Raw genomic sequence first — 14,585 nt, 5'->3', positions numbered from 1 at the left:
CTCCTATGCACTGCAGCTCTCACACTCTTCGACTTCCAGTGATTTAGAGCGCACATAATACAACGTTTTTACATTTTCTTCCCATGCCTGTATAAACAAGTTCAAAAGCTTACGCATTGTAAATTCTGTTGTGATATACAAGTTTACCGATTGTGCCTGATCAATATGACGCTGACGAACACCGGCTGCCTTAACTAACCATGTCTGATCAATCAAATGCGCATTCTTATACAACCAGAAAGTCTGCTGATTTAAATCCGGTGCCACACGGGCAATCATGGAGCCTTTCTTTTCCTCTAAGAAGAATTTGTTCATGATCGGATCACAACATGCACTGGTTCCCGCAATGATGGATGTTGAACTCGTTGGGGCAATGGCTAATAAATAACCATTACGCATTCCGTTTTGATGCACTTCTTTTTGCAGCTGTTTCCAGGCATCCGATGTATAACCTCGTTTTGTGAAATAAGCACCGGTATCCCAGTCACTTCCTTCAAAAATCTCGTATTTTCCTTTTTCCTTTGCCAGTTCCATACTCGTACGAATCGCATAATAATTAATCTTTTCATAGAGCTGATCGACAAATTCCAGATGTTCTTCACTTTCAAAACGGAAGCCGTTCTTGACCAACATATGATGATATCCACTGGTTCCTAAACCAATCGGACGTACTTTGTGATTTGTCAATTTGGCATAAGGAATCGGATAATAATTCAAATCGATGACATTATCCAAAGCACGAATGACAACCGATACGATATGTTCCAATTCCTTATCGTTTTTGACATCGATTTTCCCTAGCGTTAAGCTCGCCAGGTTACAGACGACAAAATCACCCGGTACATAGCGTTCTACGACAACATCCTGTCCATCGATTTGAACCACTTCGTTAGGCAAATGCTGGATCGGTTTCATATTCTGCGCAATTTCCGTACATAAGTTTGAACAATAAATCATACCCTGATGCGGATTTGGATTGGCACGATTGACGATATCCCGATTAAAGGTAAACGGCGTTCCTGTTTCCACACAAGATTTTAAGATCAGACGCACTAAGTCTTTGATATTGATCGTGCGCTTATGAATTCGATCATCCTGCACACAATCCCAATATTTCTCTTCCCATTCTTTTCCATAAGAATCTTCCAAATGATAACCTTTGATGGTATAAACTTCATGCGGGCACATCAGATACCATGTGCCATCCAAATCTTCTTTGACCATGCGCCAGAATAGATCCGGATAACAGATAGCTGGAAAGACATCGTGTGCTTTCATACGATCATCACCATTGTTGGTACGAAGCTGTAAAAACTCCGGTAAATCTTTATGCCAGGCATCCAGATAGACAGCCACTGCCCCCTGGCGAACCCCTAGTTGATCGACGGCAATAGCGGTATCATTGACCAGCTTGATCCAGCGAACAACACCACCGGCAGCCCCTTTAAAGCCACGAATATCACTACCATTGGCACGAACCTTACCAAAGTAAAGACCCATACCACCACCATGCTTCGATACCTGCGCAAAATTATCAATAGATTTATAGATTCCATCTAAAGAATCAGGTACGGTATCAATGAAACAGCTTGACATCTGATGGAATGGCTTACGCGCATTGGACATGGTTGGCGTTGCCATCGTGACTTTCAATTCACTTAAAATATCATAGATTTGTTTAGCCCAGAATACACGATCTTTTTCCGGCAAAGCCAAATGCATCGCAATACCCATGAACATCTCCTGTACACTTTCTAAAATCTCACCACTATGAGAGCGAATCAAGTAACGATTGATCAATAAATCTAAACCTGAATAGGTAAACAAATCATTTCTTTCTTCTTTGATATACGCTTCTAATTCATTAATATCCGAATTGCTGTAAGCCTGACGAATATAATCACCATATAAGCCTTCTTTTTCTAAATAAGCGATCTTTTCCGCAAAAGAATGGACACCATACTTTAACATACGAGCTTTGATTTCCTGATGAAGGAATTCACTTTGGAAACGAGCTGCAATCATTTCCCATTGCGGCTGTTCCATGGAAATCAGTTCCACACAGGCACGAACCAACATTTTTTCTGTTTCTTTTTGCGAATCCTCTGCTTTATAAAAAGTCTTAAACTTCTGATACAAAGTCGATAGATCATAGCCAAATTCACGTTCCACCTGCATCAAGATTTTTGACACAGCCGGATTATAAACAAGTTTTTCAAACTGAGCGATCTGTTCACGAAGTCTTGCGCGCTGGGATCGATATAAGATATAAGCTTTCGCTTCATCATAAAAAGAGTGTTTCATCAACTCTCTTTCAACTAAATCCTGTACTTCTTCAACTGTCGGTGTCTGGTTGCGAGACTGAAATTCATCTTGTATTTCGATCACGATTTGATCCAATACCGCCTCATCAATCTCAGAATGTAAAGAGGCAAATGCTTTTTTGATGGCAATTTTAATTTTTTCTACATTAAAAGGTTGAATGGTTTTATCACGTTTAATAATATTCATACAATTAGAGTCTCCTTGCCATATTACCATAGCAGAAACCCTTTATTTTCTCTATTGATATGACCTATATAAAAAGCAAATCAAGTTTGAACTGATTCACTTGACTTGCTTAATTTTAAATCTATACTAATTGATAATAATTCAACATTTCTAAAATCTTTTTATCATCTTTCTTGCTTAGCTCTTGCACAGGCAGTCTCGCCGGCCCTACTTTCGCTATATTGGCCAATTCACAACTTCGTTTAATAACACTTGGTACAGTTCCTAATTTTAATACACTTCTTAAGACATCAATATCTTTTTGTAGTTGAATTGCTTGTTCTTCATCTCCTAAACGTAAAGCTCGGTCCAAACCAACTAATGTGTCTACAATCACATTGCTTGTTCCTGCAACCGCTGCGGTCGCTCCAAGATTGTATGCATAAGTGATTTTTGAATCGCTTCCCACTAACAATTCAAAGTCTTTTTCTTTTGCAATTTTAGCATATGCCTCTAATCTGTCTAATTCTCCACTCGAATCTTTAATGGCTTTGATATTGTCTATATCAGCTAATTTATCAACTAATTCAGGACTTAATGGACACCCTGTTGCTTTGGGGATATTATAAAGAATAATCGGGATGTCTACACTATCAGCTACTGCTTTGTAATGTACATATAAATCATCATCAGACGGTTTTAAAAAGTATGGAGTAATAACGGATAAAGCATCAGCTCCTAATTCTTCCATTTTTTTTGATAAACGAATCGTTTCTTTAGTAGAGCAACATCCAGTCCCTACAAAAACCGGCACTCTATGATTCACAATTTTAATTGTCTGCCTAGCTAATTCAATTTTCTCCTCTTCATCAATTACATGAAACTCACCGTTACTTCCTAAAAGGAATATACCCTTTACGCCATGAGAAATTAAATGCTCAATTAAATCTTTTAATGCTTCAAAATTAATAGATTGATTTTCATCCCTATTAACTGGAGTAACAATCGGTGTAATAATTCCTTCAAACATACTTACAACCTTCCCTCTTCCAAATCACGAATACTTTGTCCTAAAGTTCCCCCTGGATGCCATTTTAAATAGTGCTTTAAATCTAAATTTTTATAAGATTGTAAAGTAACACTAAGACATTGTAAAACTAAGATTTCTGCCAATACAGATGCTCTTGGGGGTTTATTAAGTACATCTCCCTCTTCTTCTACCCTGGCCTTCAAACATACTTCAGATTCTTTTGCCAAAGTTGACTTTTCATTTCGAGTACAACTGATAATGTAAGCACCATTCTTAATTAATGTTTGCACTGTTGCCTGTAACTCTGCGGTTTCTCCACTATTAGAAATACAAATCACTACATCTCCAGGTTTTACTTGTCCTGAACTTCCATGCACAGCTTCAGTTCCATGTAATTCATATGCACTAGTTCCTGTACTAGACAAGAGACTAGCAATATATCCAGCTACATGAGCAGGCTTTCCTATTCCTGTAACATGAACTCTTCCTCCCTGCTGTTCGGATTTTAAAATTAAATTTGCAGCTTTTTCAATACTTTCAAAATCTATATTTTTATAAACTCCTTTCATTTGCTCGTCTACTAATCGTATAAATTGTTCTACATCTTTCTTCATTTTATTCCTCCAATAAATGTTTAACTATGATCTCTGATGACATTTTGCAAGTTCTTTTCTCAGACTCTTGCGTACGTGCCGCTGTATGTGGAGTTAAATAAAAATTAGATAATTTAAGAAGTTTATCTCCTTGTGCCGGTGGTTCTGTACTATATACATCAAAACAGGCACTTCGGATCTCACCTTGTATTAATGCATTGTATAATGCTTCTTCATCAACAATTCCGCCTCTAGCCGCATTAACTAAACAGGCCTCTTTTTTCATTATTTTAAACTCTTTTTCTGAAATCATACTTTTGGTAGATTCCAATAAAGGAACATGTATAGAAATATAATCGCAATTTTTGAGAATTTCCTCAAAACTACATACTGTTACTTGGTGCTTTAAAACATCCTCTTCTTTTATTTCAAGTGCATCGTATGCATATACCTTCATTCCTAAACCATTGGCAAAATCAGCCAAATATCTTCCAATCATACCAAATCCAATGATTCCAAGACTTTTTCCGCTGATTTCTCGTCCTGTTGGTTTCTGCCATTTATATTCTTTAACTTCTTTCAAACTACCGTAAAGATTCTTTGCTTCATTAAACATCATTGCAATGACATGCTCAGCTACAGATTTAGAATTTGATCCAACAGTTCTACCTACAAAAATGTTATGTTCTTTGCAATAATCTAAATCAATGTTATCCGTTCCAACTCCAAATTTACAGATAACTTTTAGATTTTTTGCATTTTCTAACATGGACTTATTCATAGTATCAACACCAACAATTATTGCATCTGCATCTTTAGTTAATTCTAAAAATTGCTGATGTGTATAAGCTAATCCTGTGTCATTGTAATGTACGTCTAACCCCTTTGATCTCATCCACTCTATCTGAGCTAAGCCATACTTAGCAAATCCTCTTGGCGTTATCACAACTTTCATATCGTATCCTTTCTTCCTACTTCATCGTTTTCATTTGGAACTAAATACAATTTTTGAGCCAAGATGCAATTTATTTTTGAGATCTTCTTCTAAATAAATACTTCCCCCGAGCCAATCTTTTTTTTCAGATGTATTCCCAAAGTTTAAAGTAATATGTCCTAAACTATTTAGATTTTGATTAGCAACATCCCCTATTCCGGTAATCTCATATTTACAGTTATCTATAAAGAGAATATCTCCAATACATACATTTTTTTTCAGATAATGGGAATCCAATATAAAACAATAATCTTCTAAATCCTCTGGGGCAATATCACCAAACAGAAGAATCATGTTTTGATCTTGAAACTCCTCTGCTCTCATACCTATTTTAGTAATTTTAGCTTCAAATTTAGTTTCCATTTTTATCACATTCTCAAAATTCTTTTACTTCAATTTGATTTTCTTTAATAACGCCGGATACATAGATATCCGGTGTCATAAATTTTGCAAACGGACCAGCTTTTCCAGTGTTTCTGATATTTACAGTAGGAATTTTTTTCTGAGGATATACACCACAGCGAACCGAGCCTCCACAATCTACGATTGCAATCGCAATATCTTTATCCGGAACCTTCGTTTTAAACCCATTCACTGGTTCTAGTCCACTCAATTCGACGATTTTATGTAATACTGTCGGTTCTCCTCCACCGGTCATATACATTACATATTTTTTGCTTCCATCTAATGGAATTTCAAGCGGTCCGCCATATCCTCCGCTACCCTTCGATATAACCAATTTTTTTGACATTTAAAAGACCTCCTTATGCATACATACCAAAAGATAAAATATATCCGATTAATACACCTAAAGGACCTGTAACTAATCGTGCCATAAGTATGGAAGGGACTCCGATTTCAATCGTTTCCGGCTCAGCATCAGCTAAACTCAATGCAATTGGTAAAAAGTCTGCAGCAACTTGTGAGTTAATAGCGAATAACCCAGGTAAAGCTAACTGTGGAGCTATTCCACCTTTTCCAATTTCTGTACCAACTAAAACCCCAACAACTTGTGCTATAACAGCTCCGGGCCCTAAGATTGGTGATAAAAAAGGCATACTACATATGAATGAGATTACAAATAACCCTGGTAATGTTCCTGCCAATGGACATAAAACATGAGCAATAATGTCACCTATTCCCGAAGTTGAAATAATACCAACTAAGGCAGATACAAAAATCATGAAAGGTAAGACTGTGTTCAGAATCATTTCAACCGTATCTCTACCAGCTTGATATAAAACTGAAGTTACATTCCCAAAACCATTTCCGAATTTCGTAGCAATGTTTACTAACTTATCAAATATATTTCCCATAACCTTACTCCTACTCTACATCCTCAGAAGAACGCTTATTCTTATTACGTTTTAACATCATAAAATATACTTTTTCAGTAATTATTCCTCTACATAACCCTAAAATAATTCCTGCCGCTAAAGCTCTAACAGCAAATTCAGTTGTATTCAACCCTAACTGCTGTAACCCTGTAGCAATTCCCATAAATACAAATAATTCAGCAGGGTTAGTATGTGGAAACAGTCCTGTGAATGGATGTCCCATACCTGTTAAAGAATCACAATACCCAGGTTTATGCTTCTCATCTAATAATTTTCCCATTGAAAAATTTGTAGGTGATCCCATTGTGAATGTAAACAAAACCGGCATAATCGTATATCTAATAAATACACTCTTTCCACCAAATTTAGCTATTTTAGTAACTCTTTCTTCCCCAATTAATGCCATAATCGCGTTCATTAAGGTAATGATTACAGCTAATAGAGGAAGCATTCCTGTTACATTACCAACCAATGTATCAGCACCAGCCTTAAATAACTGAATAAAACCTTCAGCAAATCCAACAATTGCGTCCATATGTCCAACTCCTTCTATACACAATCCAAAATATTCTCAGCAGCATTTTGTAATGCCATATAAACTTTTTTACCTAATTTCTTTTCCAAAATTTCTTTTTCATTAGACAGCTCGTTTATTTTTATCTCTCCTTTCACTATGATTGGTTTCATTCTAGAAGTTACGAATATTCCTTTCATTGCATGCAACTCTTTAATAACCATAGAATGATCTACAACAATAATTACAATGGAATTTAGGCCTATTTTTTTTCGTTTATTCATTCCAATGTAATAATTACCCTTATATTTTTTTGACAGCATTAAATATGTATTCGTTATATTTTTTGTTTGTAATAAAGTAAAAATAAACTGGAAAATATAAGCTACAAAAAACATAATTCCTATAACTAAGAAGTTCTTATCCATTTATAATTCCTTCTCTCTTAATTTCTTCAAGTATTGAATAAATGCTTTGATTTTTACTTGCTTGATTTAATAAATGTATGACATGAAATAAAAAATCATAAATTTGAACTATTAAATAATTTGATTCATCTTCTACCTTTTCTGGTATTCCTAGTACAGTAATAAAGAGTACTTTATTAATTTCTTGAGAATATATAATATTTAAATCAACTATAAATTTCATTGACTTTTTATTAACACCATGCGGTAAAAAAGTGTAGTCCGATCCAAATTTTTCTTTTTTTGTATCTATGACTTTCTTTATAAAATCATTATTAACCTTTCCTTCATTCTTCATTCGGTTCAAAATCTCAAATACGTATGTTTCGTAGCTTATCTCTCCATCTTCTAAAACAAAATGTGGACTATAATCAACATTAATATTTCGTATCAGATTTTGTCTTTGTCCTTCATCTACTCTTTTTTCAATATAGTCATTATCAAAAATATTATTTAGTTGAATAACAGGAATATTTGTTTGTTCTTCAATTGGAAATGCAGAAATTAAAGCACTACACTTGGAGATATCTAAACTACCCACATCAGAAAGATTGACTTCAATAATTTCGCAATCCCCTTTGAACATTTCTCTCATTTTGTCTTCTGCTATTTTCATCATAGATGTTTCTGGCGTTTTGATAATTCCTATTATTTTAGGAGCATCATATTTCGCTCTTATGGCCAGTTGAAAATATAAAGCAAGAAAGCCTATTTCTTGATAAAAAATATGAGTGTTTAACTCCTTTTCAAGATAAACACATGCGCTTTTAGCTATCTGATAAGCAAAAGGATAATTCAATTCTATTTTTTCATCGATAGAAATATTTATAGGGGATTTAAAAATACTCCTATTAATCATATAAATAAAATGCGTATATATTTCATTGTTGATAAAATTTTTATCAAGATAGAATTGATACTCTTTGTATATTTCATTAATCATTCTATCCAAAATATAACTCACACTTCCTTCATAATAATGTGACAGTTTAAAATCACCAAGATTAAAAGGAAAGATTAGAAAATCTGTATCATATCTAGTCAAATTCACCTTATAATCTTCAAAAATATAATTTTTAAGATCTTCGACCCATTCTATATTTTGAAATTGATTCATATAGTTCTTTATAGGCCTAGTAATATGTATTCCTTTTTGACACCTAAGCACCGTAATAATCAAACACTTTTTAAATAAATCCGACTTTTTTGTATCTATAAAATAATGGTCTTCTGATTTCTTTATTAGATATTCTATTTTTCTTGAGAAATGATATTCAGAGATATTTAAACTTTCCATAAACACCTCAAATATTTCATTAATAATAAATAATCTCTTATTTATCTCATTACCTTCTAATATATATCCAAGCTTGTTTACGCCTTTAATTTGCAAATTATAATATTGTAAATATTTATTTAAATTTTTAATATCTTTAACCAATGTACTTCTACTTAAATAAATTTCACTTGCTAACTGATCACTACTTATATATCTATTCATATCACTTTTAGATAAAAGACATATGATAATCTGTTTATATCTCTCACTCAATATAAAATTTTGCATTTTTATCCTCCTCTCTTAATCTTTTTAGTTTAGCAAGTCCAAATATAACAATCTTACTCCATACTCAAATTATATATGCATTAAAAAAATATATAGTTTCAACATTTTCTTAATTTCCAAAAATAATATGAAACTATATATTTTTCTAGGCTATATAAAATATGAATATATTAGGAGGAAATTTAATGAAACTAATTATTAATGCTGATGATTTAGGCTTAACACACGAATCAAATCTAGGAATTACTAAAGCCTTAAAAATGGGATATTGTACTCAAACGACTTTTGTAGTAAACTCCAAGTTCTCTGATGAAGGAGCAAATTTATCTTTTAAAAATAAATTTAATCATCTTGTTGGACTACATCTAAACTTGTCTGAAGAAATGCCACTTACAGAAAAAATTAAAAATCTTAAGAAATATGTAAACAAAGACAAATTAAACTATTATCCTGCTTATATGAACAAAAGTTCATATGGAATTTCTCCTTTAAAAACTTACTTTGAAGAATACACTAATCTGGAATTCAAAATGGAAATTGAAGCAGTACGCGAAGAGCTAGAAGCACAAATCAAAAAATTTATTGATTATGGCTTTGAACCTAATCATATTGATTCACACTCTAATATTTTAATGGACCTACCTGTTTGGCTTGCACTAAAACCGCTACTATTAAAGTATAAATTCAAATCAATAAGAACCGTTTTTGATAGTTTTTCTAACAATGATTTATATAATAAAATCTATGAGGAATGGCTAAAAGCTGAAATCTCATCACTAGGAATGAAATCAACTTCTTATTCATCAAGTATCCAAAGATATATGAAACGAAAAGACGAAATCCAGGATTTAAAAATCCTAGAATTATATATTCATCCAATCTGGAAAAGACAAAAACTAATTGATAATTTTACAAATGGAATCTTAATCAAAGACAATTTTTCTTTAATTAAAGAGTTAGAGCAAACAAGCTTTTTTCAACTCTGACCATTGTACTAGTAAAAGGGGCATGTATTACATCAAATAGCCGCCTCCTATTTTAATGCAATACATTGCCCCATTTTTTAGTATTTTACTAGTGCTTAAAATGACGGATTCCGGTATAGACCATCGCAATGCCATGTTCGTTGCAGACATCAATGCTGTCCTGATCACGAATGGATCCACCTGGCTGAATGATTGCTGTTACACCGGCTTTGATGGCTTCTTCGACTGTATCCGGCATCGGGAAGAACGCATCGCTGGCCATAACCGAACCTTTGGCTTTTTCTCCGGCTTCTTCGATCGCAATTTTGGCAGAACCGACACGATTCATCTGGCCAGCACCGACACCAATCGTCATATCATCTTTAACCAATACGATCGCATTCGACTTCACATGCTTGACAACTTTCCATCCAAACAACAACTGCTTAATTTCTTCCGGTGTTGGTTTTCGGTTTGTCACACAACGCAGATCTTCTCCCTTGATCTGATGCATATCCATTTCCTGTACCAGCAAGCCATCGTTGACATTCGTATATTTCAAAGACGTATTCACAGACAATCTCGTATCCAGCTTCATTAAACGAATATTCTTTTTACGCGTTAAGATTTCCAAGGCTTCCGGTGTAAAGTCCGGTGCGATGATGATCTCCAAAAAGATCTTGGATAATTTTTCCGCCAAACCTTTTTCTACCGTATCATTTAACGCAACAATACCACCGAAGATGCTGACAGAATCGGCTTCATATGCTTTATCCCAGGCCGCTTCGATATTTTCACCGATGCCTACACCACATGGATTCATGTGTTTTAAGCCAACCGCAGCACACTGACCTTCAAAATCCTTTAAGATTTCAATAGCCGCATTGCCATCCTGAATATTGTTGTAGGAAAGTTCTTTACCATGAAGCTGTGTCGCATTGGCCAAAGAGTACTGCGGATTCATACCTTTATAGAAAGCCGCTTTCTGATGTGGGTTTTCTCCATAGCGAAGATCCTGTACCTTATCAAAAGTAATGGTTAAACTTTCCGGGAATTCCTCGCCGGTTTTCTTGGTCAGATAATCGGCAATCATCGCATCATAACGAGCCGTGTGACGGAACACTTTAGCTGCCAAAAATTCACGAGTTACCGGACATGTATCTCCATTTTCCTGAATTTCTTTTAAGACTTTATCATAATCTTTTGGATCACAGACAACCGTGATGCTCTTATAATTTTTAGAAGCGCTTCGTAACATGCTTGGCCCACCGATATCAATGTTTTCGATGATTTCTTCGTGGGTTACACCTTTCTTTTGTACGGTTTCTTTAAATGGATATAAGTTTACACAAACAAGATCGATATATTCGATGCCTAATTCCTGTAACTGTTTGACGTGTTCGGAATTATCGCGTACACAAAGTAAAGCTCCATGCACTTTTGGATGCAATGTTTTTACACGTCCATCCATAATTTCCGGAAAACCGGTTACATCACTGATACCGATTGGATTTAATCCTGCTTCTTCCAATGCTTTTTTGGTTCCTCCGGTCGAGATGATCTCATAACCACAATCCACTAATCCTTTTACAAATTCTACTAAGCCTGTCTTATCAGACACGCTGACCAATGCTCTTTTCATTTCTTTCCCTCCATTTCTTCGGCAACACTTTTGATGACCTGCCAGAACAAGTCATATTCCATGGCATGTACATGCTCTTCCAATGTTTCCAGGTTCCAGTTTGGATCGATCGGTACACGCTCCTGGCGAATGATCGGCCCAGTATCGACACCTTCATCTACATAATGCACCGTAACACCGGTTTGAGATACACCGGCCTCAAAGGCATCCTGAATGCTGTGAGCCCCTGGAAATTCTGGTAAATAGGCCGGATGCAGATTGATGATTGCTTTCGGATAGGCTTCTAAAAGTACCTTGCCGATAAAGCGCATATAACCGCTTAATACGATCAAATCCACATTTTTATCTTTTAGTACTTTTAGAATATCCTTTTCATACGCTTCTTTGTTTGGATAGCTTTTCGGATTAAAATAGTAGTCCTCGATCTGATGTTGTTGGGCACGTGTACGAGCATATGCCTGTTCTTTATCCACAATCAGACATTGGCATTGTACCGGAAGCGAACCATCCTCGATATGTTGAAGAATGGTTTCAAAATTCGTTCCCGATCCACTGGCAAAAACCGCAATGTTTACCATTGTACATCAACCTCGCCACTGTCCGTGACTTCGCCGATCACATAGCTGGTTTCACCAATGGCCTGCAGGGCATCCTGCACCTTTTGTACATCTTTTGGATCGACTGCCATCACAAAACCAATACCCATATTAAAGACATTGTACATTTCCTGATTTTCGATTTTTCCTTTTTGCTGGATGAAATCAAAGATCTTAGGTCGTGGGAAAGCCTTGGTATCAATACGAACACCCATTCCCTCTTTTAACATTCTCGGTACATTTTCATAGAAACCACCGCCGGTAATATGACTCATCGCATGAATATCCACCTGATCAAATAGAGAGGATACAGCTTTGACATAGATCTTTGTCGGTGTCAAAAGTACATCGCCTAACACCTGACCATCCAATTCCTCATAAGTCGCATGTGCATCCAGATGATTATCCTTGAACAAGACCTTACGCACCAAAGAGAATCCGTTGGAATGTACACCAGTACTTGGCAAGCCGATCAATACATCGCCCACTTTTAAATTCCGGGAATCTTTTAGTTTACTTTTATCGACAACCCCGACACAGAAACCGGCCAAATCATAGTGATCTACATCGTACATATCTGGCATTTCTGCGGTTTCGCCACCAATCAAAGCACAAGCAGACTGTACACAGCCATCGGCCACACCCTTAACAATCTGCTCAATGACTTCGGGCTTATTTTGTCCGACCGCAATATAGTCTAAGAAATAGATAGGTTTGGCTCCCTGCACCAACACATCATTAACACACATGGCTACCGCATCGATTCCGATCGTATCGTGCTTATCCATTTCAAATGCCAACATCAGTTTTGTACCAACGCCATCAGTACCAGATACCAGTACCGGTTCTTTTAAATTGTAAACACTCAAATCAAACATACCGCCAAAAGCACCCAATGAATCAATGGCGCCTTTGACTTTGGTACGGGCTACATGAGATTGGATACGACGAACACTTTCGTATCCGGCCTCTAAATTGACACCCGCTTCTTTATATTGTTCTGCCATACATTACTCCTTTATCTCTTTTTTATAATCGCAAAGCTTTGCGGAATAATTTCCGTTAAAACAAGCTAAACAGCTTGTATCGGGAATACACTTTTTAAAGTCTTCTAAACTTAAAAATCGAATGGATTCCACCTGAAACAAAGCACACATTTCTTCTTCGGTATAATTATAGGCCGCCAGTTCTTCCTGTCTTGTACGTTCTGTTCCATACAGGCAGGGATAACTGATCTTAGGGGATGCGATACGCAAATGCACTTCTTTGGCCCCCGCCTCCTTCAACAATACCGAAAGGCGCTTGGCCGTTGATCCTTTGACGATACTGTCATCGACCAGGATCACACGTTTTCCTTTCAAGACCGAAGAAATCGCATTTAAACGAACGCGCATTCCTTCCTGACGCTGCTGCTTGGTCGGTCGAATGAAGGTCGAACCGATATACCGGTTTTTCATCAGGCCAATCTCATACGGCATCTTTGATACACGTGCATAGGCTACAGCTGCCGAGGTAGCGGTATCCGGTACACCGATAACCATATCTGCCTGTACATCCTCCTGTCTTGCCAAGGCTTCTCCACAACGGGTACGCACTTCATGTACCGTCTGTGTATTGACAATACTGTCAGGACGAGAGAAATACACATACTCCATGGCACATGTTGTTTCCTTGTGGGCTGGAACCAGTTGTATGGATTCCACTTTATCCGGACAAAGACAGAGCAGTTCGCCGGGATTGACTTCCCGTTCAAAATGAGCGCCTAAGATACCAAAGGAACAGGTTTCACTGCTGAAAATCATGCTTTGTTCGCTTTTTCCCATACTTAAGGGATGAATGCCATAGGGATCTCGCATCACGTACAAAGAATCCCTTGTGGCAATCATAAAGTTATACGCCCCTTCGATCATCTGCACTACACCGCGAATCTTATCGACAAATTTACCCGGATGAATCTGAATCAAATGGGCGATCAGTTCCGCATCACTGGTTCCCTGAAAGATCAATCCTTCTTCCTCCAGCTGATTTCTTAGTGTGATCGCATTGGTGATCATGCCACTGGTGACGATCGCAAAATGTCCCTGATGGGCTCGAACCATGATCGGCTGCACATTTTCCAGCTGAGAATCGCCGGTTGTCGCCATACGAACCTGTCCTATGGCAATCGAACCTTTTAAATCCTGTAGGGAAGCGCTGGATATCGTTTCCGATAACAGCCCTAATCCCTTGATACAGGAAACGGTTTCTCCATTAGATACCGCAATGCCGACACCATCCTGCCCTCGATGCTGCATCGCATGAAGACCATAATACGCACTGTTGGCCGCATTCTCACTGCCAAAGATCCCTAAGATTCCCGAAGAATCTTGAATCACATTTGTCTGTTTCAT

Annotated in this window: 15 protein-coding genes; 1 reads left to right on the top strand and 14 read right to left on the bottom strand. The window is 36.6% G+C overall.

Going from position 1 to position 14,585, the window contains the following annotated elements; translation table 11 throughout:
* Nucleotides 1–3 precede the first annotated feature (3 nt).
* The 10 genes from ACTQX6_RS08000 to ACTQX6_RS07955 all read right to left on the bottom strand — a co-directional run bounded on the left by ACTQX6_RS08000 (nt 4) and on the right by ACTQX6_RS07955 (nt 8,992).
* The gene (locus ACTQX6_RS08000; RefSeq protein ID WP_320863324.1) at nt 4–2,511 is read right to left on the bottom strand and encodes a ribonucleoside-diphosphate reductase subunit alpha; all 2,508 of its coding nucleotides are present in this window, start codon (nt 2,509–2,511) and stop codon (nt 4–6) included.
* Between the two features lie 121 nt (nt 2,512–2,632).
* Nucleotides 2,633–3,520 carry a 4-hydroxy-tetrahydrodipicolinate synthase gene (gene dapA / locus ACTQX6_RS07995; protein WP_320863325.1) on the bottom strand — a complete coding sequence of 296 codons (888 nt, stop codon included), beginning with the start codon at nt 3,518–3,520 and terminating at the stop codon, nt 2,633–2,635.
* 2 nt (nt 3,521–3,522) lie between these two features.
* The gene (locus ACTQX6_RS07990) at nt 3,523–4,134 is read right to left on the bottom strand and encodes an SIS domain-containing protein (protein WP_167699305.1); all 612 of its coding nucleotides are present in this window, start codon (nt 4,132–4,134) and stop codon (nt 3,523–3,525) included.
* Between the two features lies 1 nt (nt 4,135).
* A complete protein-coding gene (locus ACTQX6_RS07985) occupies nt 4,136–5,068 on the bottom strand; it encodes a phosphoglycerate dehydrogenase (RefSeq protein ID WP_167699306.1) in 933 nt (310 codons plus the stop codon).
* Nucleotides 5,069–5,098: 30 nt separating this feature from the next.
* The gene (locus ACTQX6_RS07980; protein ID WP_167699307.1) at nt 5,099–5,470 is read right to left on the bottom strand and encodes a PTS glucitol/sorbitol transporter subunit IIA; all 372 of its coding nucleotides are present in this window, start codon (nt 5,468–5,470) and stop codon (nt 5,099–5,101) included.
* A 13-nt stretch (nt 5,471–5,483) separates the two neighbouring features.
* The gene (locus ACTQX6_RS07975) at nt 5,484–5,858 is read right to left on the bottom strand and encodes a PTS sorbose transporter subunit IIB (RefSeq protein WP_167699308.1); all 375 of its coding nucleotides are present in this window, start codon (nt 5,856–5,858) and stop codon (nt 5,484–5,486) included.
* Between the two features lie 13 nt (nt 5,859–5,871).
* The gene (locus ACTQX6_RS07970; protein WP_167699309.1) at nt 5,872–6,423 is read right to left on the bottom strand and encodes a PTS glucitol/sorbitol transporter subunit IIB; all 552 of its coding nucleotides are present in this window, start codon (nt 6,421–6,423) and stop codon (nt 5,872–5,874) included.
* Between the two features lie 10 nt (nt 6,424–6,433).
* Nucleotides 6,434–6,979, bottom strand: a complete 546-nt coding sequence (gene srlA, locus ACTQX6_RS07965) for a PTS glucitol/sorbitol transporter subunit IIC (protein ID WP_320863326.1) — start codon at nt 6,977–6,979, stop codon at nt 6,434–6,436.
* Between the two features lie 14 nt (nt 6,980–6,993).
* Nucleotides 6,994–7,386, bottom strand: a complete 393-nt coding sequence (locus tag ACTQX6_RS07960) for a transcriptional regulator GutM (protein ID WP_167699311.1) — start codon at nt 7,384–7,386, stop codon at nt 6,994–6,996.
* Entirely contained in the window at nt 7,379–8,992 is a 1,614-nt protein-coding gene (locus tag ACTQX6_RS07955) for a BglG family transcription antiterminator (protein ID WP_320802531.1), read from the bottom strand. The genes ACTQX6_RS07960 and ACTQX6_RS07955 overlap by 8 nt, the downstream gene beginning before the upstream one ends.
* Before the next feature lie 185 nt (nt 8,993–9,177).
* On the opposite strand from ACTQX6_RS07955, the gene ACTQX6_RS07950 reads away from it, so the two are divergent.
* Nucleotides 9,178–9,978: a ChbG/HpnK family deacetylase gene (locus tag ACTQX6_RS07950; protein ID WP_294689235.1), complete on the top strand. Its 801-nt coding sequence runs from the start codon at nt 9,178–9,180 to the stop codon at nt 9,976–9,978.
* Between the two features lie 88 nt (nt 9,979–10,066).
* On the opposite strand, the gene purH is transcribed toward ACTQX6_RS07950, so the two are convergent.
* From purH to purF, 4 genes are read right to left on the bottom strand one after another with little or no spacing between them, the layout of a single operon-like run.
* Nucleotides 10,067–11,599, bottom strand: coding sequence for a bifunctional phosphoribosylaminoimidazolecarboxamide formyltransferase/IMP cyclohydrolase (purH, locus tag ACTQX6_RS07945; RefSeq protein ID WP_294689233.1), 1,533 nt, complete (start codon nt 11,597–11,599; stop codon nt 10,067–10,069).
* On the bottom strand, nt 11,596–12,177 hold the full coding sequence (gene purN, locus ACTQX6_RS07940; protein WP_117446520.1) for a phosphoribosylglycinamide formyltransferase: 582 nt from the start codon (nt 12,175–12,177) through the stop codon (nt 11,596–11,598). Before purN ends, purH begins: the two co-directional genes overlap by 4 nt.
* Nucleotides 12,171–13,202, bottom strand: a complete 1,032-nt coding sequence (gene purM / locus ACTQX6_RS07935; protein ID WP_022790193.1) for a phosphoribosylformylglycinamidine cyclo-ligase — start codon at nt 13,200–13,202, stop codon at nt 12,171–12,173. The genes purN and purM overlap by 7 nt, the downstream gene beginning before the upstream one ends.
* Nucleotides 13,203–13,205: 3 nt before the next feature.
* Nucleotides 13,206–14,585, bottom strand: coding sequence for an amidophosphoribosyltransferase (gene purF, locus ACTQX6_RS07930; protein ID WP_294689231.1), 1,380 nt, complete (start codon nt 14,583–14,585; stop codon nt 13,206–13,208).

The organism is Faecalicoccus sp. LCP19S3_E2, from assembly GCF_052121255.1.
Taxonomy (GTDB): Bacteria; Bacillota_I; Bacilli_A; order Erysipelotrichales; family Erysipelotrichaceae; genus Faecalicoccus.
This window is presented reverse-complemented; position numbering and strand designations above follow the sequence as displayed.

Bases quoted from the DNA above. Each gene is read 5' to 3' on its own strand.
- ACTQX6_RS07955 (WP_320802531.1), bottom strand. From the start codon at position 8,992: ATGCAAAATTTTATATTGAGTGAGAGATATAAACAGATTATCATATGT.
- purN (WP_117446520.1), bottom strand. From the start codon at position 12,177: ATGGTAAACATTGCGGTTTTTGCCAGTGGATCGGGAACGAATTTTGAA.
- ACTQX6_RS08000 (WP_320863324.1), bottom strand. From the start codon at position 2,511: ATGAATATTATTAAACGTGATAAAACCATTCAACCTTTTAATGTAGAA.
- ACTQX6_RS07950 (WP_294689235.1), top strand. From the start codon at position 9,178: ATGAAACTAATTATTAATGCTGATGATTTAGGCTTAACACACGAATCA.
- ACTQX6_RS07990 (WP_167699305.1), bottom strand. From the start codon at position 4,134: ATGAAGAAAGATGTAGAACAATTTATACGATTAGTAGACGAGCAAATG.
- srlA (WP_320863326.1), bottom strand. From the start codon at position 6,979: ATGGACGCAATTGTTGGATTTGCTGAAGGTTTTATTCAGTTATTTAAG.
- ACTQX6_RS07970 (WP_167699309.1), bottom strand. From the start codon at position 6,423: ATGGGAAATATATTTGATAAGTTAGTAAACATTGCTACGAAATTCGGA.
- ACTQX6_RS07960 (WP_167699311.1), bottom strand. From the start codon at position 7,386: ATGGATAAGAACTTCTTAGTTATAGGAATTATGTTTTTTGTAGCTTAT.
- ACTQX6_RS07985 (WP_167699306.1), bottom strand. From the start codon at position 5,068: ATGAAAGTTGTGATAACGCCAAGAGGATTTGCTAAGTATGGCTTAGCT.
- ACTQX6_RS07980 (WP_167699307.1), bottom strand. From the start codon at position 5,470: ATGGAAACTAAATTTGAAGCTAAAATTACTAAAATAGGTATGAGAGCA.
- purF (WP_294689231.1), bottom strand. From the start codon at position 14,585: ATGAAACAGACAAATGTGATTCAAGATTCTTCGGGAATCTTAGGGATC.
- dapA (WP_320863325.1), bottom strand. From the start codon at position 3,520: ATGTTTGAAGGAATTATTACACCGATTGTTACTCCAGTTAATAGGGAT.
- ACTQX6_RS07975 (WP_167699308.1), bottom strand. From the start codon at position 5,858: ATGTCAAAAAAATTGGTTATATCGAAGGGTAGCGGAGGATATGGCGGA.
- purH (WP_294689233.1), bottom strand. From the start codon at position 11,599: ATGAAAAGAGCATTGGTCAGCGTGTCTGATAAGACAGGCTTAGTAGAA.
- purM (WP_022790193.1), bottom strand. From the start codon at position 13,202: ATGGCAGAACAATATAAAGAAGCGGGTGTCAATTTAGAGGCCGGATAC.